Source organism: Ensifer sp. R1-3, assembly GCF_056739175.1.
In genome coordinates, this window is the sequence record NZ_CP096517.1 from 968,942 (window position 1) to 990,414 (window position 21,473).

Genomic DNA, 21,473 nt, shown 5'->3' on the forward strand with positions numbered 1-21,473 from the left:
AGAAATTTATGAGCAAGAACGTGGACTGGGACGATCAGCGGGCCTTTCTGGCGGTGATGGAAACCGGCAGTCTGTCGGCGGCCGCACGACGGCTGGGACTGTCTCAACCCACTGTGCGCGCGCGCATCGAAGGGCTGGAAGCCGCGCTGGGTACGGCGCTGTTCACCCGCTCGGTCCATGGACTGGTACCCACGCCGACAGCCGAAGCAATGGCCACGCCCGCCCGGGCAATGGCACACGCCTCGGAGGCCATGCTACGCGCCGCGTCGGCGGACTCAGCGACAGCGGCGGGCCGGGTAAGGCTTAGCGTCTCAGAATTCGTGGGAATCGAGGTTCTTCCGCCCATGCTTCGCAGCCTGCGCGACAAGCATCCGCAACTCACCGTCGAATTCGAACTGAGCAATGCACGCGCCGACCTGCTCGACCAACAGGTCGATGTCGCGGTGCGGATGCATCCGCCTGAACAGTCCGCGCTGGTGGCAAAGAAGGTACCGCTTATCCCGCTCGGCCTGTTTGCTCATCGCGATTATCTTGCTGTCTACGGCCGCCCCGCCACCAAGACCGAGATCCGCGACCATTTGTTCATCGGGCCGGACCGCAATCGCGGCGATCTCGCCGTAGCCGCACAGATCGCAGGTTCCGTCCCCGTCAGTTGGATCGCGCGGACGGATAGCCATCCTGCACAGCTCGCGCTCGCACGCGCCGGCCTCGGTATTGCTGTCGCCCAGATTCCGGCGGCTGCGCGGTACCCCGAACTGGAACGCGTTCTGCCGGACGTGGAACTTCCGCAACTGCCGACATGGATCGTCACGCACGAAAATCTTCGTCGCCTGCCACGCGTCGCGGCACTCTTCGATCATCTGGTCGAGGCGTTCGAGAGCTATGGCCGCCGTTAGGGCACACCGTGACGCAAATTTGCAGACATTGTTCACCTCTATCTCACAAAGGGCACAACAGCGCCCAACACTTTCCCGTCGATCGATTGACGAGGAGCCTAGAAAAATGACGATGCGCAATCGCCCGAGGTTTACCAATCGGTACGCGGACTGATTATCCATCTCGCCTTGAACGGAATCGGACTGCAGACCAGGGATTTCAACAAAGCCGGGGTTTGAGTCGGCTCTAAGAGCTTCGGGTATTTTCGTTTATTTCGTTTATTGCGTCTGCTTCGAATACAGGGTAGAAAAGAGTTCCAAATGGAGGGCTATCAAAATGACAGTTCCAGCAGCAGCCCAGGAACTGGGCGGGCGCCTGCCGTCAGCCTCCGAAAAAGCTGCCGCGAACCACCTGCGGAAGATACTGGCGGCTCATGCTACCGGCGACGCAAAATTGCGCGTGCTCGACGATGAGACGCAGCAGCCAACGGAGATTACCCTTACCCCAGCGCTGTCCAGTCTCCTAATGGAGCTGTTGCGTCATATCGGCAAGGGTGACGCGGTGACGCTCGTTCCCGTCAGCAAGATGCTGACGACGCAACAAGCGGCGGATATTCTCAATGTATCGCGGCCATTCCTGGTTTCCCTCCTCGATAAGGGCGAGATCGAGTACTCGCTTGTTGGTCGACATCGAAGGATTCAGGCCGATCATCTGTTCAAATACAAGAAGGAACGCGACGAGAAGCGGAGTAAGGCCCTTGCAGATCTTGCCGAGTTGGACGCGGAGCATCTGTAAGCTTGTTCGCTAATCGATTCACCGCCTTCGTCGACGCCTGCACACTCGCAAGTGCACTAAAGCGAAACCTGCTGCTGACCCTTGCGAAGCGGAATTCTTTCGACTCCGCTGGTCCGCAACTATTCTTGATGAGACCCAGAAGGCCATCGAGAAGATCTTGGCCAATAAGGACGTCGCCGACGCCACCTTTCCAACACTCACGGCCAGATACCTGGCCGCGGACCGCTTGATCGCTACCGACGCGAACAGCGCTGGGGCGGTGTTCTGCAAGGCCTACTCGGCCCGAACTGGCAGGTTATCGAAGAAGGCCTGAGCGGACGCACGACCGTGCATGACGATCCGATCGAAGGTTCGCTCAAGAACGGCCGGACCTATCTGCGCCCCTGTCTGCAGAGCCATGCACCGCTCGACCTTATCATCATTATGCTCGGCACCAATGACCTGAAGCGGCGCTTCAACATGCCACCGTCCGAGGTCGCAATGGGCATCGGCTGTCTCGTGCACGATATCCGAGAACTCTCGCCCGGCCGGACCGGCAACGATCCCGAAATCATGATCGTCGCCCCGTCGCCGATGCTGGAAGATCTCAAGGAATGGGAGTCGATTTTCTCAGGCGCACAGGAAAAATCTCGCAAGCTGGCGCTGGAGTTCGAGATAATGGCGGATTCTCTGGAGGCGCATTTCTTCGACGCCGGTACGGTCTGCCAGTGTTCGCCGGCCGATGGCTTCCACATCGACGAGGATGCCCACCGCCTGCTCGGCGAGGCTCTCGCCCAGGAAGTGCTGGCGATCGGGTGGCCCGATGCGTAACTCCGTCTCCTTCTCCCTGACCGTCGCCCTTTCCAGGAAGGATCGCTCCCTTGCCTGACATGCGTTTCGCGCCGCCCAATCCGCTTCGCATCGCCGACCGCGCCAGCGGCCTCAACTCGCTGAGCGTGCGCAGCTACAACGAGCGTCTAGTGCTCTCCCTGCTCCTGCAGAACGAAGCGACGACCCGCCTTGAAATCGGCGAGAAGACGGGCCTTTCGGCGCAGACGATTTCAGTGATCGTGCGCTCGCTCGAACAGGAAGGCCTCGTCGTGCGCGGCGAGGCACAGAAGGGCCGCGTCGGCCCGCCGACGACGCCTCTCATGCTGAACTCCGAGGGAGCCTACTCGGTTGGCGTGAGCGTCGGATACCACAACACCCACATCGTCGTCGTCGATTTCATCGGCAACGTCCAGCACCATCGCGTGATGCCGCACAAGGCGGCCGACACGTTCGATGCGCCGGAAGCGTTGGCGCTCGAAATTCGCTTGGCCGTCGCCGGCCTTTCAGAAAGCCGGCAGGCCCGTATCGCCGGCGTCGGCCTCGCGCTTCCCACCCCGCCAATCCGCTCCGAGCCGGACCACGACGTGCTGCACCGCTATCTGGAGGCCGAGTTCGGTCTTCCCGTCTTCGTACAGAACGACATCACGGCCGCAGCCGGTGGCGAAAGCCTGTTCGGGACGGCGAGGCAGTTGCAGGATTTCCTGTTCTTCTATCTCGGCGCCCGCCTGCACTGCCGCCTCGTCCTTAATCACCAGATTTACAACGGCAATTCGCCGCTTAGCTATGATGTCGGCGTGCTCGCCCTGGAACGCCGCCTGCCGGCGGACAGCGCTATGGCGGAGAAACTCTGGGGCCAGGATTTGTCTTGGCCTCCGTTGGGAGCGACTCTTGCAGACTGGCAGCAGGCCTGCGCTGAAAATCTCATTCAACTGACGCAATCGCTGCTGCAATTCATCGAACTCAGGACCGTCGTCCTCTCGTCCTTCGTTCCCGCCGCTATTTGTGAGGCGCTGTGTACGCTCGTCCGGCAGGAAATCCCCTCCGTTAACGCGGTGGTGGGAAGGACATCCGCAGCTCCGAAAGCAGTCGGCGCCGCCAGCCTCCCCTTTAGTTCGCGTTTTATGGTGAACTAGTCCGCAAGGCGCGCGCACGCGGCCCTTGCCATGGGTGTGGGCGTTGCGGAATTCCTGTCGTGTGGCGACCGCCCTTGCTCGCTCTGGAGCAGTCGGATCGGACGTCCCCATACATTGCGAACACCGTCACCGTTGCCGCGGTGATGACGTATTTGCTCTTCGGCTACTCGCGATCTTCGATCGCGAACTACATCAAACTTCAAAAGAGCGCGCGAAGTCGGCGGAGATGCTTCGCGAGCTCGTTCGTGCGGATGTCGCGCAACACCTCCTGAACGGTGAAAGCATCCCGGCCCAGAGCCACGGCGAATGTACCGTTCTGTTCGCCGACCTCGTCCATTTCACGGACCTCGCGGAAAATCTCTCGCCCGTCCACCTGGTTGAGTTGCTCAATGCAATATTCAGCGATATCGACAGCCTGTCCGAGCGTAATGGCATCGAGAAAATCACGGTCCGCTCTCGTTTCCTAGCTTTGCGGGCTGGCTGCCACTGCTTCCAGGGCGATCGCGACGATGCTGTCGGCGAAGCCCGTGTCGAGTGGGCGATGCCCGACGAGCAGCCGGTAGAAGACGGGACCGTAGATCATGTCGAGCAGCACCTCGAGGTCTTGCTGCAACGTGATCTCCCCCCTGGCGGCAGCCTCGAGCAACATGGCGCGACCGGCCTCGCGGCTCGAGAGGATGACTTGGTTGCGGAAGGCCTTGGTGAATTCGCTTTCGGGGTCGGCGGCCGCGAGCGTCATGGCGATTTGGCGCCCTCTGGTCGTCGCAAAGGCCTGGATCAGCGATCGCATCTGCCCCGCGAGGGCCGATCGCAGACTTGTTCCGCCTTCTGCGAAGATGCCCGGGTCTCCGGACATCAAGGCGGCCATGGCGAGTTCGGAGGCGTTCGCCCAGTGCCTGTAGATCGTCGGTTTCCCCACACCGGACCTCGCGGCAACGGCCTCGACGGTCAGACGGCCAAACCCGTCCTCCGTCAGGATGTCGTGCGCCGCTTTCAGGATTGTCGCCTGCGCCAATTGGTTTGGCGGTCTTCCGCGCCGTTTCGGTGGGCTCATGTGCTGTTGACTCATGCATTTATAAAACGTAACGTAACGTAACTATACGCCAGCGACAAGAGGCCGTCCATGTCTACCTCGATTTCGTCCCTGACCCCCTACTTCATTGTCAAGAATGCTCGCGTAGCGATTGATTTCTACGGTCGCGCCTTTGGCGCCGAGGAGCTCTTCCGGATGACCGACCCGCGCGACGGTCGGATCGGCCACGCGGAACTCAAGATCGGCGAAAGTACCGTCATGATTGCCGACGAGTATCCCGACTTCGGTGCACTGAGCCCAGACACGATCGGTGGCTCTCCCGTGACCTTCCACCTCGCAACTCTGGCGGTCGATGCCGATCTTGCCCGGGCCGTCGACGCGGGGGCCGTCGTTTTGCGTGCCGCTGCAGATCAAGGCTATGGGGAGCGCGTCGCCATGGTCGTCGATCCTTTCGGCCATCGGTGGATGCTTTCGCAGAAGATCGAGGATGTGGCGCCGGAAGAGATGCAGCGCCGCTGGAACGAGCAGACCGGAGCCTGAACCGGGCAGACGGAACTCGAACTGGAAGAGCCGGCACGGCTCCCTTGGAGAACAGCGCAGGCGAGGACAGTCTGTCGCACCGCCTTTTGCAGCCGGGAGAAGGGCGGCACTACGGGCTCGGCCTGCTCATCGGCGTGTTCCTCCTTCACCGTCCGCGCTGAGAACTTCAGCACCGTTCGGGCGCGTTCCCGGCATTCCACTCGATGCATTATGGGATCTTTCGATCTTTCTAATCGAGAAGGCCGGGTCTGGTTGCGGCCACTGCTGGTCAGTAGACCGGCTGCTAAATCAATCTCAAACCGGCAAACCCTATGTCTTCAGCACATGCTCATCGGCGCCGGAAGAGTGCGGTAGTGACCAGCCGTTTTCTGTGGTCGGCGAACGCGCAACACTCCAACGAGCATCCACTGCTCCCCCCGAACGGCCATGCTGCAAATGAGATTACGTCGGTGCTTGCGACGAGGACCCCTATCCGTGCGCAGCCTCCCGGATTCCTTCTCCCGCTTCACTGGCCTGAAAAATAAAGGCGTCGAAGAGCGCGGTCGAAGCCCTGAACGAAGTAACCTGAATTGCCGCCATCTCCGTCAATCCAGGAGTGGTCTTCTTTCAGATGCTTTCGCCGCAGAATGTCGGCCGGCTTGTTCGATTTCTCGAAGGTAAGCGACTCTCGGAACGCATAGTGTGAAAACAGTCGCATGAACTCACCGAGGTAAATGTCGGAGACGGCGTCGTTGTCTTCAATGACCAGCATATTCTCATCATTCGTGTCGGTCGATGCCTTGGAGAAGTTCGCAGATCCGACAATGACGATCGGCTTAGACCCAAGGGGGTCGATCAGCATGTATTTCGTATGAACGAACCGAACGTGTACATCGTCCTGGACCCGATCGATTTCCTTTAACCAGCGATCGAATGCGTTGGTTGTGATGTTGTTGCCAACCGCAACTGTGGTGTTCGGTCGCTTCCGGATCCGATCCACCTCGGCCGCTTGGACCTTATAGTTCCTGCCATTGCCTTTTTTCTCCATGAGGGCGAAGCGCAATACGTCGTCCGTCTGGTCATAGACGGTTACGAACCGGCTGTTCATGCCGAATGCGAAGGTGGTGAAAAGAGCCCGCTCGGCATTTCCGGCAAGCTGCGCATACCAGTCGAGAGCGGCAAGGTCGGTCCGTGGGGAGAAGACGGCGACGGTGTCGCCTGACGTGTTTATCTGCTGCGGTGGGGTTGGCGAAATCGCTGTGGAGGCCGTTGCGGTCGGCCGAACTGTCTTGTCCTTATTTAGGACTTCCCAATACGCGAAATAGGCTTCTGCGATCTTCTGGTCTCGAATGATATGTGCATTGTTCGAATGACCAAAAATTCCATTGTCGCTGAGGTTGGTCGAGCCGGTCCACACTTCGGAGAATTTTCCAGCTCGCCGGAGCACGAAGAACTGATTGTGCGCGAACTGCCCGGATCGGGTGCGAGCTTTGGTGAGACCCGCGATCCCTGAGCCCTTCAGCGCATTTTCGTTGCCCTCGCGCTGGCTGTCGCCGTCGTAAAGGATTTTGATCTTGGCGCCACGATCATGGGCTGCCCTAGTCGCGACATGAATTCGTTTGTTCTCGAATTCAAAGATGGCGCCATAGAGCTCATCTCCTTGGCCTGCCTGACTCAGGAACGCCTCGAGCCCCTCAACCAAACCACGCGATAGCCAATCGTAAGCTGCCTGGCCCACTTCATTGGGCGGGAGGTTTTGGAAGCGCCGGGCATATTCCTGCGACGCGATTGCTCCGCGGTTAAAAAAGATCGCGTGCTTGCCTTGGTCAATACGTTCTGTCGTCACCTCGAGGGAAACGTCTGCGGCCTCGACCAAGGCACCCGGCTGACCCCCCATTGCTACGATTCTATACGTGTATTTTTTCCAGGGTGACGGTGTGTAGTCGGACCACTGAAACGTCTGCAATGGATGCCGGAACGACGACACCGGAACTCCCGGATCCGGATGCGGGTCGACGCTCTCGAACGTTTTCAGACCTGACAGCCATATTTTCTCGCCATCCTCATGTCGGGTGCGTTGGATGGCAAAACCTAAGATACCGCGCGTGCGGATATCCTCCTCGCTCATGTCCCAACCGAGAACAACGACATTCGTGCCGGCCACCGCGAGTGCCGTGACACCGTTGCGACTGCCCTTCTTCCGCATCCTTGCCTCCCCGAGGAATCGGCACCGACTGGAGCTTCTCACCATGCTGGTAATCCTGCAAGGGAAGGTAGAATATGCGACAATCGGGGGCAATTGGTGCGGCGTTGTCGAAAGGTTCTCGGCGGCACGCATTCCCCAACAATGTCGCCGCCCGGTGAAATCGATAGCTTACTGGCCGCCGCGCAGTTCCAATCGGAGGCGCTGTTAGCGGCAATCCCTGTCGTTCCCAACGAAACATTATGCGATCGTTCTAGCCCAGAACATGAATATCCTCGCAACAAGCCGTGCACAGGGCTCGTGAAGAACAGGCCCCTTACCTTCTCTGCCTTTCCGCCAAAGCCTGAATCGGGAGTCCATGCGTGCAATGCAGCTAACGAAGAGATTCCCCTTCTGGCGCGGAACCGACTTTCAGGACACGCCAAGCATTCCGCCGCTGGTTAAGGCCGGCCTTATCCATGTCCAGTTTGAAACCATTCATCCTTTCCTAGATGGAAATGGTCGCCTCGGTCGACTTTTGATCACACGTTTCTTTGCGCGACCGGCGTGCTTCGACAACCTCTGCTCTATCTCAGCCTCTATGCAAATCGCGACGGCCCGATTACTACCGGCTTCTGCAGGAAGTCCGAGAATATGGAACGTGGTAAGCCTGGCTAGAGTTTCTCCTGGACGGCGTGGCCGAAACAGCGGATCAAGCTTTTGAGACGGCCAACCGTATTGCACGACTGTTTGACGACAACAGGGAACGGATTGTGAGAGAATCCGAGCGCACCGGATCGGTCCTTCAGATTCACGATATCATGCGCACGAGCCCCTATCTGACCGCAGCGTCCGCGGCGAAGCGAAGCGCTCTGACAGTGCCGACCGTGAACGCTGCACTAGACCAACTACAGAGACTCGGCATCGTCGAGGAAGCCACGGGACGGCGCCGTGGCCGGGTGTTCGTTTATCGCGCCTATATGGACATTCTCAGTGACGGCGCGGGCACTAACGCTGCTCGTTCATAAGCTGGGCCGACCCAGGTGATGCATTATGCGATCTTTCATCAGGAACACCATTCGCTGCACGCTTCGCAGCCGAACCTATGAACCGGCTGGCAACGGCTGACTCGAGCGGCGCCCTCGTAGACGACTGGAATTCGCCCGATTGTCCAAGTTGTGGTTCGAAATGTGTTCAGTTCTCAGAGCCCTCCGTCCAAGCGCTTCGACCAGTCCTCTACCCGATTGCTTTCCAGCCGCCGGGCGGTTGATAGAAGTGGAAATGACGAGATTCTCCTCATGGTTCAGACCGCAGAGGCGATCGGGTTGGGCGAGTGGAAATCCCGCCGCCAGTGCAGCAATGGAGTGAGCCGGCTGGTCTCTCCGTGTTCGACCCGGGCCGTAACCAGGGTGTGATCGCCCAAAACAAATCGGTCCTCGACCCGTACTGCAAGCCAGGCAACGCCATCATCGATGCGAGGCAAAGAATGTTCCTCGCACCACCGTGTGCTGTTGAAGCGGTCGATCGACGCGGTGGCAAACCGCAAAGCCACGTCTGATTGGCCGTCAGCGAGAACATTGATCCCAGCGGCCCTACCGGTGTGTAGATGCGGTAACAAGCCGGAGTCCGCCTTCAAGGCAAACGCCACCAAAGCGGGTTCGAGCGAAAGAACACTAAGCGTGCCGACTGTCACGCCATACCGTCCAGCCCCACTTGCGATGGTGATCACAGCGACAGAAGTCGGTATGTGAGCAAAGAGCTCTTTGAGGGCGGGAACAGGAAGTCCGGCTCGTTCGGCGCCGCTCACCATTTTGCGGAAAGCGGCTCTGGCCCCTCCAGCGACGGAAACAACGGAAGGATCTCTTCAGCGAGCTCTTGAATGATTTCCTTGGCCGGTCGTTCTGAGAACTGGATGCCGAGCGCCGCGTGGTTGACACCAGCTTTCTTCCATTCGCTCAAGAGATCGATGAGACCTTTGCGACCTGTCTTGAGGACAAAGCCTCCACGCAGCGGGGTGCGTGGAAAGTCGGGGTCGTCCACCAAATCAAGCCAATCATTCGTCATGTGCGGACGAAACCCGCCATCCGGTATCTTTGTACGCCAATCTTGAATGATATTTGCCAACCTTTGCGGCCCTTCGGCCGTATGGGTCGCCTGAGGATAGGTGAGCCACCCGTCGGCGTTTTCGGCCAACCAGGTTCGGTCCTGGCGGCTGGAGCCTGTCACAATCAGAGGAATTCGGCCGGCCGCCGGCTTCGGTAAAAAGTCCGCTCCGTTCAGGGCCCCAAGCCTGGACGAGATCTGTGGCCGGCCCGGTGCGGTGAGATGGCGGAAATAGCTGACAGCTTCCGCAAACCGCTCGCCTCTGCTCTCCATATCTATACCATAGGCGGGGAACTCGACGGGGCGATCGCCGGACGCGATCCCGAGGACAAGGCGTCCGCCGGAGAGATGGTCGATTGTGGTGGCCGCCTTGGCGAGATCGATAGGGTGCCGCAACGTGAAGATCGCGCTGCCCGTAGCAAGTGCAACCTTTTGCGTGCGGGCGGCCAGATAAGACAGATAGGTGAACGGATCGAACAACTGTCCTGCGTCGCCGAACGCGGGGTCAAACAAAGGCACGTCCCGCACCCACACCGCGGAAAAGCCGAACCGATCGATTTCGGCGACAAGTTCGGACTGTCCCTGTAAAACGGTCATATCTCCCTGGAAAAAACGCAGCGGCAGAAAAATGCCAATCGTCAGGCGATCAGGCGCAAACATGCGCCGGTACCCGGGGTGGTTGGCGAACGCTTCGTATGAGGCGCCGGAGGTCGCGGCTGCTGGATGAGTGCTCGAAGGTACGATATTCACAAGGTCACTCCTTCATTCGACAGTTCGGGGCATTTAGGTCCGCGAGCAGTCGGGGGATCCGCCCTCAACATCACCGCGCCTGGTTGAGGCAAATAGCGATCAAGTGCAGCGGCCCCCGAAACGATGACGGTTGCCTTGATCCGAAATCGCCTCACTAACGAACCTCGCCCTGAACGGAATTTAGGGAATGAACCCTGCGCCGGGAAACGATCGTTTCTAATCTTAAATTTAGGTACGCTAAGTTCTTGGTGGCAGCCACAACCGGTCTTTGTTTCCCTCGACCACCAGAACAGGCCCCAATATTGATCTATAATAAGCACCGTCACAAACTTTCGGTAGCCAATGGAAAAGCCCGAAACTATGTTGAGTTCACCTAAACTCTTGAACGGGAAAAATCGATGGGTCGAGTACTTCCCCTTCTCGCCTTGAGGGCGTTTGCCGAAACCGGGCGGCACGGCAGCATAAAGCGTGCCGCCGAGGCTATGGGGGTCACCTCCGGTGCCGTCAGTCAGCAGCTACGTCTGTTGGAAGAGCGAATCGCCGCATCCCTCTTTTCCCGGACTCGGTACGGCGTCGAGCTGACCGAGGTCGGAGCGAAGGTCCATTTGTCAATCCTTCGAGCCTTCGACCAGATCGAAAGCGGGCTCGACGCACTCGAAGCAAGTTGCGCCGCCCAGTCTGTGACGGTTTGTACAGTCCCTTCTTTTGCCGCTTCATGGTTGGTGCCGCGGCTCGGTCACTTCACAACACTTCATCCGGAGATCGAGGTTCGAGTGGAAGCCTCGTCGGCCCTTGTCGACTTACAGAAACGACGCGTCGATGTTGCGATCCGTCACGGGCTGGGCGATTACCCCGGTCTCGAGGCAATTCATCTGATGGCGCCTGAGTTGATCCCCGTCGCAAGCCCGCGCTTGCTCGCCGAGGGTCCTGAGATCAATGAGCCCGGTGATTGCCTTGCGTACCCGTTGCTGCAGGACTCCGATCGCTCTGACTGGCGTTTGTGGCTCAAGGCATTTGGTGTCGACGGCGATCCGAGAATCGAGCGCGGACAAGCCTTCGACGAAGATTTCCTCCTCATACGAGCGGCTGAAGCAGGGCAAGGGATCGCGCTTGTCAGAGATATCTACGCTCGCGAGGAGGTGGCTTCAGGGAGGTTGTCAGTGGCGCTCGAACGTCCATGGCCGACGGAATTTGCCTATTATGTCGTGACCCTGCCACAAGCAACGGAGAGACCTGCTCTTGCTCGGTTCGTGGAGTGGTTGATCAAGGAGGCCGAGGCGCCGAGGTCGACAATAGCGGATGACGCTGTCGAGGTCTTGTGATCCAAAAACTGTGCGGTGGCATGCCGCCCGCACTTGCACGGATCGGATGTCGCTGCCGCGGATGCGTCCGAGGCACCGCGACAAGTGGTACAGGGCTCGTGAAGAACGGCTCTCTTCGACCGTGCAGAAGTCTCAAGGGCGGAGTCATTGGTGGCCGCTTTGCGCCCTTAAGGCCGACGTTCAACCTGTCCAGCCGCAATCGCAATACCTGCCGTTCGTTGGTCGGAGCTCCATGCGCCTGAAATACCGCCACCATGCTGTCGGTCCTGCGAACTCTCTTGACTCGTCCCTAGATCTGCCAGCGATTGCCTGCCACGTGGATTTGCCGCGGAGGACGTGGTGTCGGTCGTTCAGCCGATATCGACGTTCATGGCGAAATCCCAAGTGCCGGCGCCGTTTTTGGCGAGGCCAATCATCATCAAACCGAGCGCCTCAAGCGTCTGGGCCATGTGCAAGCCACCGACGTCGAGCGGACGCAGCCCGAGACTCTCGAGGAACGTCGAGACGCTCTCTTTCGCCTCCGCATCGTCGGCTGCGATGAACGCGTCGAGGCGTCCATCCTTCGCAAGCACGTGACCAAAGATCGTGTTGAACGCCTTAACGACATGCGCGCCGGCGGGGAGGCCCTTCGCGGTCTCCTGCGCGCCGGAACTGCCGTGGGGCGTGACGAGGCCAGAGAGGTCGGGGGCAACCGGGTTGGCGATGTCGACGATCACCTTGCCATCGAGCGCTTTCCCAAAGTCGGCCACCGCCGCCGCTGCGCCGCTGTACGGCACGGCGAGGATGACGATGTTGCCCGCGGGGACGGCGGCGTACGTCCCTGTGATCGCTCCGGCTCCAAGTTGCTCGGCGAGCGCCCGCGCCTTGGCGGGGTCGCGGCCGACCACCTCGACAGTGTATCCAGCCTTGGCGACACGGCCGGCAATCGCCGTGGCCATAGCTCCAGAGCCAATGATGCTGATAATGCTCATGTGCAGTCTCCTATTGAGATGTGGTCTCTAGGCGGAGGATCCGTCTATTGGTTTGACGAATTACGGGATCGCGATACGGCCCGCCGGGAAGTAATGGCCGTTGTCGAGGTCCTCGATCAGGCCCGGCTGAACTGGGTCCCAGCCGAGAGTCTGGCGGGTGATGGCGTTGGACGCCGGAAGGTCCAGCGTGACCAGATTCGCGAGAAAGCCGAAGAAGGCCGGCAACATCAGGACGTCCGCGGGGACGGGCACGGCGGGCACGCCCATACGGCTGCCCAAAGCCTCGGCGATCTCGCGGAACCGGATGCCGTCGCCCTCAATCCCGTGCCAATATTTGCCAGCCGGCCCCTTCTCAAGCGCCAGTCGGAAGAGGGAGGCCAGGTCCCGGGCGTGCACAGCCGGCCAGAGGTTCGCGCCGTCTCCGGGGTAACCGATAACGCCCTTCTCCCTCGCGAGACCGATCAGCAGCTGGAGGAAGCCGGCATCGGTCGTGCTGTGCGCGATGGGAGGAATTCGGACGACCGAAGACCGCACGCCCCGTCCCGCTAAGCCGATCACGGCGAGTTCCACCGCGTTACGAACCCGCAGTGTACCCTTGTATGCATCGCCGCCGGGAAGAGCCGGATCTTCCTCGGTGGCTGGGCGACCCAGGCTTTCCCAGCCCGGCGAGCCGATGCTCCCCGAGACGACGAGCGGCTTTCCGGTCCCCGCCAGCGCCTCGCCGTAGGCGAGCATGATCTGGAACTCCGCGGCGGCCACGGCGTCGATCCCGCCAGAGGGCAGCAGGTCCTGCCGGTGCGCGACGTGGATGACGCCGTCGGACTCCGTCGCCGCGGCCTTGAGCCCGTCGAGGTCAGTGATATCCCCGCGTCGTACCTTGGCGCCGAGCGCCGACACCGCAGTCGCGGACGTGTCCGACCGGGCCAGGCCAATGACCTCATGTCCGGCCGCGATGAGCTCGTGGATGATATACGAACCGATATGGCCGGTCCCGCCAGTAACTAAAACGCGCATGCTGCTGCTCCTTGGGTAATGTGATGCGAGACGTCGCGGGTTCAGCCAAAGAGGCTGGCGCGGATCGAGAAGTTGGTGTGTTTGATGGAGTGGGCCATGAGGCCCAGCCACAGCATGCAGGCGTGCTCCAGCGTCCGCGCCATAGTCAGCCGTCCGGTATCCATCGGACGTAGTCCGAGGCTGTCGATGAACGCCGAGACACACAGCTTCGCCTGAGAGTCGTCCCCGGCGATGAACACGTCCAATGGATCGCCCCCGACCAGACCGGCAGCCAAGACCTGGGCGTTTTGGGTGTTGAACGCCTTGACGATAGTGGCATTGGCAGGAGCAACCTTGGCGATCTCCTGCGCACCGGAACTCTCTTCAGGGGTCAAGAAACCCGTGAAGTCGGATTTGATGGGGTTGGTGATGTCGATGATGAGCTTGCCTGCCAGCTTTTCGCCGTACTGCTTCACCACGTCAGAACGGCCGAATAAGGAACCGCCAGAATGACAATGTCCCCGACCGGAGCGGCGCCGAAAGTCCCTGTCGTCGCGCCGGCTCCAACCTGCGGCCAGCGCCCGTGCCTTGGCGGCGTCGCGACTCATCACCTCGACGGCATGTCCGGCCTTGGCGGCGAGGCCGCCGATCGCTGCGGCCATGCCGCCTGAGCCGATGATGCTGATGGTGCTCATGTTCATTTTCCTTGCGGGACCGGCAGCGCCTTTGTTGCCATTTGCGCAGACGCACTCTATTTAGTGGTTCACCGATCCGCTTATTAACCGGATCATCGATCCACATATACGGATCACTGATCCGTTTATCAAGGCATCTCATGCGAGCCGACGCAAAAAAAAATTACAGCCATATCCTCGCGGTCGCGCGTGAGGTCGTCACCCAACACGGCGCCGACGCGTCGATGCGCGATATCGCCCGCCGGGCTGACGTCGGGTTAGCCACGCTGCTGCGTCACTTCCCGACACGAGAAGCCCTGTTCGAAGCGTTGCTGTGTACGAATCTGGACGCACTGACGCAGAAGGCAGATGAACTCAAAACCTCGGATTCGCCTGACGAAGCGCTCATCTCCTGGTTCCAGGAATGGTTGGCGTTCGCCCAAAGCTATAGGGGCGTCGTCGCCATGATGGCAGCGGCCCACACGAACCCGGACTCCGCTCTTTATGCTTCATGCGCTGCGGTGCACTCGGCGAGCGCGCGACTGCTGCTCCGTGCTCAGGCCGAAGGCGCGGCGCGGCCCGACATGAATGGGGATGATCTGTTCGCCCTGATGACGGCTCTCGGCTGGGCGGTCGATCAACCCTCATTCGCGCCGCGGGCAGATCACCTCTTTCACATCATCACGGGCGCCATCCTGACAAACCGTCGAGCAAAGATGTAAAGAAGGCGGCATGTTGAGCCGGATCGGCATCTGCCGCGCTCGACTGCTGACTAGAGGCGGAGCACTTCATCCTGGCCGATCGCGGCGAAGAGGTCCTTTGCGGTCTGGATGTTCTGCTCAATACTCACGGGAGTTTCTCCTTTTCGCACGGATCGGATCGCGCTCGATCCGATCCGTGCACCGTCGCCATGCCGGCGGGCATATGTTCGTCAGTCGAATTTGACCAAGCCCTTGAAGATCAGATGACCCCAGCTGTTTCCGCGCGCCTGGACGAGCAGCCCACCTTCCGACAGCCCGCCTAGCCTGATCGGCGAGAGACCGAGATTTTCCGCGAGCGTACCAATGTGCGCCGCAGCGTCGTCATCATCGCTCGCCAGGAATACGACTCTCCTGCCACCCTTTACGGCTGGATCCTGGTCGAGGGTGGCAGCGATAAGATGGTTGAAGCCCTTGACCAGTCTTGCACCAGAGAAAGCCTGCGCTATGAACTTCGAAGACGGCTGTCCGCCCAGTTCCTCAGGGGGCACGCCATAGGCATTGGTCACATCGACGATGCTCTTCCCCTGCCGGGTGGGCAGCGCGTTCGCGACATCGAGGTGCGACTCGAAACGAACTGCCCGAAAGATGATGTCCGCTTTGACTGCCTCCGCCAGATTCTTGGGAATGATCGTGGGCCCAATCGCGCCGCATCGACTGCAAAGCTTTCCGGGTCGCGCGTGGTTGCCACGGACACCGCGATGCCCTTGCGTGCAAACGCCTTGGCCAGGGCTTTGCCGATGTTGCCGAAGCCGATAGTTGCGTAGCTCATGTTTATTTTCCTTTGTTTACCACGCCCGGGCGAGCGCCGAATATCGAATGGAACCCGTCCAGGCGTAGCAGGTCAGAGTTGGGCCAGGCCGCCGTCTACGGCTACCTCGCTGGCGGTCATGAAGCTGCTGTCCGACGAGGCAAGGAAGGCCGCCACCGCCCCGAGCTCTGCCGGATCGCCCATGCGCTGAAACGCAGTCATTGAGCCGTAAGCCTTCAAGCCGGCCTCTCCGAGCGCTTCGGTCGCGAGTTCGGTCGCGATGGCCCCGGGCGACAGGACGTTTACCCGGATGCCGGTGCCCTTGAGGTCCTCTGCCCAGCTTCGTGCGAGGTTGCGCACGGCCGCCTTGCTTGCGCTGTAGGCGGTGAACGCCGGGGCACCCGTGGTGCCGGCGCTCGATCCGGTCAGGATGATCGTGCCGCCTTCGCCCATCAGCGGCAGCGCCTTCTGGACCGTGAAGATCGTACCCTTCACATTGACGTCGAAGGTTTCGTCGATGTGCTCGGCGGTGATCTCGCCGAGCTTGAGCTGGCTTCCTACCCCGGCGTTCGCAAAAACGATTTCAAGGGTTCCGCGCTCGGTCTTCACCGCCGCATAAAGCTTGTCGAGATCGGCCTCATCGGAGACCGAGCCCTGCACCGCGCGTGCATTGGACCCGAGCTCGATGAGGGCGGTGTCGAGCGCATCCTGCCGACGGCCGAAGATGAAGACGAAAGCGCCCTCCTCGATGAAGCGCTTTGCAGCGGCAAGGCCGATGCCGGTGGCGCCACCCGTGATCACGGCGGTCTTTCCGTTCAATCTGGTCATTTCGTGTATCCTTCGTTTCGCTATCTCTGGTCTTTGGCTGTACGGGAGGTCTTCCCGAGAACCTCAACATGGCCCTGCCGAAGTCAGCGGGATAGTGAGCAATCGCGCGCATCGGTGGTGCGAAAACGATCCATACCGGTAATCAAGCGCCACAATCTTCGCGCAAACTCGGGCTCTGTATGTTAGAACGAGCTTCGGAGGCCACACTGCGCGGCGCGGGGATGCACCATGATCGACTGGGATGACGTTCGTTACTTTCTCGCCGCCGCGCAAGGAGGTTCAGTGCGGGCCGCCGCCAAACGTCTCGGAGTGAACCACGCGACCGTGCTGCGACGCATCGCCCAACTCGAGGACCGCCTTGGGGCGCAGATGTTCGAAAAGCTGCCTTCGGGCTACCGCTTAACAGCTGCGGGCGAGGAGGTCCTCGAGTTCGCGGACCAGATGCAAGCGTCATCGCACCAACTGGAAACGCGCGTCTTGGGGCGCGATCAAAGCGTGGGCGGGCTTCTGCGGGTGACGCTGCCGGCGCCCCTCGCAGCACACCTGCTAATGCCGGACTTCGCGGAGTTCGTAGGCCTGCATCCGGGTATCGAGATGGAAATCCTGTCGTCCGGCGAACTGGCAAATCTGACCAACAGAGAAGCCGACGTGGCGATCCGCGTCGTCTATGACCGCGAAGCCCTGCCGCTCAATCTTCACGGTCTGAAGGGACCGGAGCTGTACGGCGGCTTCTACATGTCCGGCGATAAACTGGCCGAGTGGCAGGCGGGCGGGCCGGATCCTAGGTGGATCGCCATAAGCGGTCATGGAGTACCGGACTGGACCCGCGAGGGAGAACGTCGCACGACTGGGACGCCGTTCCGAACAATGGATTTCGAAGCCCAGATCGCGGCGGTCCGGCAAGGTATAGGCATCACGGCGCTCCCGTGTTTCGTCGGAGATACCGATCCCCTATTGGAGAGGGTGCCAGGTACCAATCTACACCTGTATGGACCGGTCTGGGTTCTCACTCAGGGAGAGACCCGCAAGACGAAGCGCGTGCGGCTCCTCACCGAGTTCGTATTCCGCAGACTCACCGCTTACGCCCCACTTTTAGCGGGGCTGTCCATATCGCGCGACTGACGCGCAGTAGATCGCCGGCGGCGCTTGCAGTGGACAAGTGCCTGCAAGCAGATAGCCTTAGAGACATCCCCCGGCGAAGTGGCCTTTACACTGGCGGCTTTATCCCAAGTCGTTCCCGAAAGCCGTCGGCCCGGGTGAGCGTCAGTTCCGGGTGTGCGATGACTTTGGCCCAGAACGTGAACATACGCGCAACCCGTTTCAGGGCTCGTGAGGACGGCTACCTTGGCCCTTTCTGCGTTTTCGCCGCGAAGCCTGGACGGGAGTCCTGCTCGCTGTTGACTTTCGCCAGCGGCATATCGAATGTCCGCTTTGCGCCTTCATGTCGGCCATAGAGGCGATCTTTGCCTTCGCCCGGAAGCCGGCATTCCGGTGACCACCTAGAGTTCATAGTCGCGCCACAACCAATTCCCGCAAGTTCTGTGTGCGTCACGCCCGAGTCGCCCGAACGCTCAGCCACCGATCATGAGGCTCTCCGACGCATCGACGTATCTCGCTGACAATCCAGCCGGCGTCTGTGAGTGCGGACCGCAGGGTAGGCTCGCGCCAGTAGGTCTCCACGTAGCGCCGAGGTGCTGCAGCACTGCCGTGTGTGGACACATCCTCGCCTTCGCCCTCTCTAACCGAGGCGTGCAGTCGGCCACCGGTCCGGGTTGCCTCGGCAAGCCGCGCAAGTACCGTGCCGAAATCCTCGCGCGCGACATGAATCAGGCAGGCACAGGCCCAGACCCCGTCGTACGACGTGCCGGGACGCTGCGGGTCGACCAAGTCTTCGGTCAGCGGGTCCAACAGGTCGGCCTCGAAGCCACTTTCGCGAAGCAGTTCGACGAAACCCTTTGAAATGTCGGTGCGCCGGACGCTAATTCCCCGCTTCTCAAGCTCAAGTGCATCTCGCCCGCCACCGCTTCCGATCTCCAGCACCCTGCCCGAGCCGCCCAGCTCGGTCACGAACGCATCCATCTCTGTCGCAACCCATTCGGGCATCACCGCGGCCTCAGCAGCGTACTCCGCCGCGACCGTATCATAGGACCACACGGTCTCCCGGTCGGTGCTCATCCTCGCGCTCCTTCTTCCAGACAAGAGGCCCGATGAGCGAGAGGCCCATCAGCCCGTTGCGCCCTTCACACTTCGGCAGTTGGTGACATCGCGGGCGATTTGCTTCCCAGCTTTAGCAGAAATGCGATCAGAAACACCACCGACCGATTGCCAATGCTGCCGGGCGGCAATGCGCCTTCATGTCGGTCATTCGCGACCGGCCGACGCGGGCACACAGCGGACCGTCGGCTTCGCGGTCATGAACGAAGCATGGGCGTGACAATCCTTCTGCTTGAGCTTGTTGCGTTCATTCGATGGCAGCACCGATCGGCGTTACTGTTGGAGTTCGGCTAGGCAGATGGCATCGAACTGTTCCGCTAACTCGGCGAGTGTGACCTCAGCCAATCTACCGATCAGCAGCCGTTCGGCTCGATCCAGCGCATCCGCGACTGCGCTGTTGACGACCCGTTCGACTGCACAGGATGGATTGGCGTTGTCGAGGCCAATCGCGAAGAGATGATGGCCGCCGACCGCCCGATGAATGTCCAGCAAGGTCGTTCTGTTGAGATCACAGGCAATCGTCCAGCCGCCCCCCTGTCCTGTGACAGACCGAACGTAGCCATTGGCGCGCAAGCCGGCCATGGTCCGACGAACGACAACAGCGTTCGTCTGAAGCATTCCCGCGATCTGCTCGGACGTATAGGGACCATCATGGCGGGCCATGTGCAGCAGGACGTGGAGCATGCGGGACAAGCGGCTGTCGGTTCTCATGTCACTCTCTGTGAAATGTCACCCAAAATCGGCGTTCCTACTGATTGGTCGTTCGTCGCTCTATTTCTCTCTCCAGCAGATACATGACGACATGCGGACCAACATTTGTGCCAGCCGCGGATGCGTGAGCGAGGTGGGCGGCGGGATCGGCAGCGTTCCCGACAGCAAAAACCCCCGCTCTGCTTGTCCGTCCGGCGCTGTCGATCCGCGCCAATCCCATGTCATCGACATCGCACAAGCTCGCGGCGAGATCGGAGGCCGCTACCATGTCAGCGGCAATCCACGCGGCGCCGCAAGCGATCGATTTGCCCCCGCGTGTCGAGAGCGCTTCAAGCCGCTCGCCGCTGTGAACCAGTCCCGTCACCTCGTCGGCTATCACGTCGATATCCAGAAGCCGCAGGCGGTCGAGCTCGGCGTCGGTGAACGCATGCTCCGAAACCACCGTCACATCGCGAGACCACATCCAAACCCATGACGCCATGTGGACCAGCCTCTTCGGCACTCCGAAGACCACGAAGCGCTTCCCTCGCACCTCATAGCCGTCGAAGCATGGACAGACGCGAAGATCTCGGCCCCAGGCCTTAGACACTCCTGAAAGCGGCGGCAGCTTGTCGATCAGCCCGGTTGCAAGAACAACAGTACGAGCCATCGTTACCGAATGGCCGTGATGCACCTCGAAAAGGCCGTCGGCACGTGGCGTCACCGACGTTACCCGCTGGCGTTTGATCTCGACCCCATATCTGTGAACCTCGGCGCGCGCTCGGGAAAGAAGTTCCTGGGGCGGCAACCCATCGAAGCCGAGGTATTCGCGGACTTCCTCAACGCTTTCGATGCGGGTTGTGCCTCCGTCGAATACGATGGCCGACCGATCTGCTCTGCCGAGGAACAAAGCGGTGCTTAGACCCGCGACGCCCGCGCCGACGATTGCCGCGTCCACAACAAGCTCCATACCACTGTCTCGCTCTGAATTTCGTTCGGGTCGAGAGTATAGGGCGTGCAGCCCCTTTTGCAACATCAAACGTTACAAATGGATGCGAAGAGCTACGATTGCCGCAGATGGCTGCTTCGTTGATCCGGCTAAGGCCCCTTCTTCCGCATGGAATGGCGCTGTCGAGGCGGCGGCAAACACGGTCAGGAACTCCGAGCCGGTCATAACCACGTTCATCTGCGCTTCCGCCATGCTAAGCGCGTTCTCGAGACAGCCTTGCAATGTGTTATCCTACCGCTGTGGACCTACCGCGGCACTCAATGCTTAAAGCAGTTATCCCGGTGCCATCGAAGGAAGTGCGGATGCGGCCTTTCGAAAAGTCGCTTTGGAACGATCGCGCGTCCCGTTTTGTTGATGAGCGACTGGATGCTGTCTGGATCGTTCACCTTCCGCGAAACGAAAATGTCCAGCTCGTCGAAATGACTGGTTAAGCCCCGATCGAACATAATCTGACCTTGTCGTTTCTGCGGCCTGCGGTCGTTTGGTCAAACCAACTGGATAAGTCAAAGCCGCCAGAACTGCTCCTGATTTTGTTTCGTCATTACTTCTATAAGCGCGCATGCAGCCGTCACTGCTGAGAGCAATCGACGATCCTGGAAGAGCATCGACGAACCCACAGCCCAGCGTACGAATCGACCCCCGGGCGACCCTATTCCATGCGTCACACGCGCAGTTTGACTATAGGGAGACGGGTCTGGTTAACTGCGCTGGGCGAATGCGATTTCCAAGTCTTTGCTGCAGGACGACGATCAAGGTGAGATGTGCATTGCCTCGTCGAAACAGTGCGTCTACGCGGGCGCTCTCGCGACCGCCTTCAACCGCCTGCCAGCCTCGGCAGCAAATAGATTTCCGCGCCCGTCGGCAGTTCCTTCGACCAGGTGTCCCGATAAATCGTTCCGTCAATTGCGACTGCGATCCCTCGTGCCATGAGCGGCTCGAGCCGAGGGAACCGTTCGCTCAACCTCGCGAACAGTTCCCTGATATTCTTTGCCTCGATCTCGATCTTGCTGTTGCCCTCAGCTGCCGCGGCGAGAGAGCCCCAGAGCGTGACCTCTACCATCG

At 60.3% G+C, this 21,473-nt stretch carries 20 protein-coding genes and 4 pseudogenes; 10 read left to right on the top strand and 14 right to left on the bottom strand.

The window, feature by feature from the left end:
• The first annotated feature begins 8 nt into the window (after positions 1 to 8).
• The 4 genes from M1D43_RS29605 to M1D43_RS29620 all read left to right on the top strand — a co-directional run bounded on the left by M1D43_RS29605 (position 9) and on the right by M1D43_RS29620 (position 3,614).
• Positions 9 to 896, top strand: coding sequence for a LysR family transcriptional regulator (locus M1D43_RS29605; RefSeq protein ID WP_017266788.1), 888 nt, complete (start codon positions 9 to 11; stop codon positions 894 to 896).
• 316 nt (positions 897 to 1,212) lie between these two features.
• On the top strand, positions 1,213 to 1,671 hold the full coding sequence (locus tag M1D43_RS29610) for a helix-turn-helix domain-containing protein (protein ID WP_153320643.1): 459 nt from the start codon (positions 1,213 to 1,215) through the stop codon (positions 1,669 to 1,671).
• 207 nt (positions 1,672 to 1,878) lie between these two features.
• Positions 1,879 to 2,481 (top strand): SGNH/GDSL hydrolase family protein, encoded by a 603-nt coding sequence (locus tag M1D43_RS29615; protein WP_420377088.1) that lies wholly within the window; start codon positions 1,879 to 1,881, stop codon positions 2,479 to 2,481.
• 59 nt (positions 2,482 to 2,540) lie between these two features.
• Positions 2,541 to 3,614: an ROK family transcriptional regulator gene (locus tag M1D43_RS29620; protein WP_127623947.1), complete on the top strand. Its 1,074-nt coding sequence runs from the start codon at positions 2,541 to 2,543 to the stop codon at positions 3,612 to 3,614.
• Positions 3,615 to 3,813: 199 nt separating this feature from the next.
• On the opposite strand, the gene M1D43_RS29625 is transcribed toward M1D43_RS29620, so the two are convergent.
• Positions 3,814 to 3,951: a hypothetical protein gene (locus tag M1D43_RS29625; protein WP_234891416.1), complete on the bottom strand. Its 138-nt coding sequence runs from the start codon at positions 3,949 to 3,951 to the stop codon at positions 3,814 to 3,816.
• Between M1D43_RS29625 and M1D43_RS29630 the strand changes: the two are divergent.
• Positions 3,931 to 4,002 (top strand): annotated as a pseudogene (locus tag M1D43_RS29630) (hypothetical protein); the annotation flags it as partial. The gene M1D43_RS29625 and the pseudogene M1D43_RS29630 sit on opposite strands and share 21 nt — an antisense overlap.
• Before the next feature lie 75 nt (positions 4,003 to 4,077).
• Here the strand turns inward: M1D43_RS29630 and M1D43_RS29635 are convergent.
• Positions 4,078 to 4,683 carry a TetR/AcrR family transcriptional regulator gene (locus M1D43_RS29635; protein ID WP_010968053.1) on the bottom strand — a complete coding sequence of 202 codons (606 nt, stop codon included), beginning with the start codon at positions 4,681 to 4,683 and terminating at the stop codon, positions 4,078 to 4,080.
• A 54-nt stretch (positions 4,684 to 4,737) separates the two neighbouring features.
• On the opposite strand from M1D43_RS29635, the gene M1D43_RS29640 reads away from it, so the two are divergent.
• Positions 4,738 to 5,187, top strand: coding sequence for a VOC family protein (locus M1D43_RS29640; RefSeq protein WP_127623926.1), 450 nt, complete (start codon positions 4,738 to 4,740; stop codon positions 5,185 to 5,187).
• 505 nt (positions 5,188 to 5,692) lie between these two features.
• Here M1D43_RS29640 and M1D43_RS29645 read toward each other — a convergent pair.
• Positions 5,693 to 7,372 (bottom strand): phospholipase D-like domain-containing protein, encoded by a 1,680-nt coding sequence (locus M1D43_RS29645; RefSeq protein ID WP_498814596.1) that lies wholly within the window; start codon positions 7,370 to 7,372, stop codon positions 5,693 to 5,695.
• A 412-nt stretch (positions 7,373 to 7,784) separates the two neighbouring features.
• Between M1D43_RS29645 and M1D43_RS29650 the strand changes: the two are divergent.
• Positions 7,785 to 8,376, top strand: a pseudogene (locus tag M1D43_RS29650) (Fic family protein); the annotation flags it as partial.
• 275 nt (positions 8,377 to 8,651) lie between these two features.
• On the opposite strand, the gene M1D43_RS29655 reads toward M1D43_RS29650, so the two are convergent.
• Both M1D43_RS29655 and M1D43_RS29660 read right to left on the bottom strand, forming a co-directional pair.
• The gene (locus M1D43_RS29655) at positions 8,652 to 9,158 is read right to left on the bottom strand and encodes a flavin reductase family protein (RefSeq protein ID WP_127668125.1); all 507 of its coding nucleotides are present in this window, start codon (positions 9,156 to 9,158) and stop codon (positions 8,652 to 8,654) included.
• Positions 9,152 to 10,111, bottom strand: coding sequence for an LLM class oxidoreductase (locus M1D43_RS29660; protein ID WP_127626813.1), 960 nt, complete (start codon positions 10,109 to 10,111; stop codon positions 9,152 to 9,154). The genes M1D43_RS29655 and M1D43_RS29660 overlap by 7 nt, the downstream gene beginning before the upstream one ends.
• A gap of 488 nt (positions 10,112 to 10,599) precedes the next feature.
• On the opposite strand from M1D43_RS29660, the gene M1D43_RS29665 reads away from it, so the two are divergent.
• Positions 10,600 to 11,523 (top strand): LysR substrate-binding domain-containing protein, encoded by a 924-nt coding sequence (locus M1D43_RS29665; RefSeq protein ID WP_127623929.1) that lies wholly within the window; start codon positions 10,600 to 10,602, stop codon positions 11,521 to 11,523.
• A gap of 350 nt (positions 11,524 to 11,873) precedes the next feature.
• On the opposite strand, the gene M1D43_RS29670 is transcribed toward M1D43_RS29665, so the two are convergent.
• From M1D43_RS29670 to M1D43_RS29680, 3 genes and pseudogenes are all read right to left on the bottom strand, one after another.
• Entirely contained in the window at positions 11,874 to 12,494 is a 621-nt protein-coding gene (locus M1D43_RS29670) for an NADPH-dependent F420 reductase (RefSeq protein ID WP_127668126.1), read from the bottom strand.
• A 60-nt stretch (positions 12,495 to 12,554) separates the two neighbouring features.
• Positions 12,555 to 13,508 (bottom strand): SDR family oxidoreductase, encoded by a 954-nt coding sequence (locus tag M1D43_RS29675; protein ID WP_127668127.1) that lies wholly within the window; start codon positions 13,506 to 13,508, stop codon positions 12,555 to 12,557.
• A gap of 41 nt (positions 13,509 to 13,549) precedes the next feature.
• Positions 13,550 to 14,182 (bottom strand): annotated as a pseudogene (locus tag M1D43_RS29680) (NADPH-dependent F420 reductase).
• A 140-nt stretch (positions 14,183 to 14,322) separates the two neighbouring features.
• Between M1D43_RS29680 and M1D43_RS29685 the strand changes: the two are divergent.
• Positions 14,323 to 14,883, top strand: coding sequence for a TetR/AcrR family transcriptional regulator (locus tag M1D43_RS29685; protein ID WP_088895945.1), 561 nt, complete (start codon positions 14,323 to 14,325; stop codon positions 14,881 to 14,883).
• Between the two features lie 209 nt (positions 14,884 to 15,092).
• On the opposite strand, the pseudogene M1D43_RS29690 reads toward M1D43_RS29685, so the two are convergent.
• Together M1D43_RS29690 and M1D43_RS29695 are read right to left on the bottom strand one after the other, a co-directional pair.
• Positions 15,093 to 15,691, bottom strand: a pseudogene (locus M1D43_RS29690) (NADPH-dependent F420 reductase).
• Between the two features lie 72 nt (positions 15,692 to 15,763).
• Positions 15,764 to 16,498, bottom strand: coding sequence for an SDR family NAD(P)-dependent oxidoreductase (locus tag M1D43_RS29695; protein ID WP_127583879.1), 735 nt, complete (start codon positions 16,496 to 16,498; stop codon positions 15,764 to 15,766).
• A 228-nt stretch (positions 16,499 to 16,726) separates the two neighbouring features.
• Between M1D43_RS29695 and M1D43_RS29700 the strand changes: the two genes are divergently transcribed.
• Positions 16,727 to 17,620, top strand: a complete 894-nt coding sequence (locus tag M1D43_RS29700; protein ID WP_027990738.1) for a LysR family transcriptional regulator — start codon at positions 16,727 to 16,729, stop codon at positions 17,618 to 17,620.
• Between the two features lie 426 nt (positions 17,621 to 18,046).
• Here the strand turns inward: M1D43_RS29700 and M1D43_RS29705 are convergent, their stop codons facing one another.
• The 4 genes from M1D43_RS29705 to M1D43_RS29720 form a co-directional block, all read right to left on the bottom strand.
• Complete coding sequence (locus M1D43_RS29705; protein WP_127662792.1) at positions 18,047 to 18,673, bottom strand: class I SAM-dependent methyltransferase; 627 nt, start codon at positions 18,671 to 18,673, stop codon at positions 18,047 to 18,049.
• A 312-nt stretch (positions 18,674 to 18,985) separates the two neighbouring features.
• Entirely contained in the window at positions 18,986 to 19,423 is a 438-nt protein-coding gene (locus M1D43_RS29710) for an Rrf2 family transcriptional regulator (protein ID WP_127623938.1), read from the bottom strand.
• 37 nt (positions 19,424 to 19,460) lie between these two features.
• Positions 19,461 to 20,372 (bottom strand): NAD(P)/FAD-dependent oxidoreductase, encoded by a 912-nt coding sequence (locus M1D43_RS29715; protein ID WP_127668129.1) that lies wholly within the window; start codon positions 20,370 to 20,372, stop codon positions 19,461 to 19,463.
• Between the two features lie 853 nt (positions 20,373 to 21,225).
• Positions 21,226 to 21,471, bottom strand: coding sequence for a MoaD/ThiS family protein (locus M1D43_RS29720; protein WP_027988886.1), 246 nt, complete (start codon positions 21,469 to 21,471; stop codon positions 21,226 to 21,228).
• Between the last annotated feature and the right edge of the window lie 2 nt (positions 21,472 to 21,473).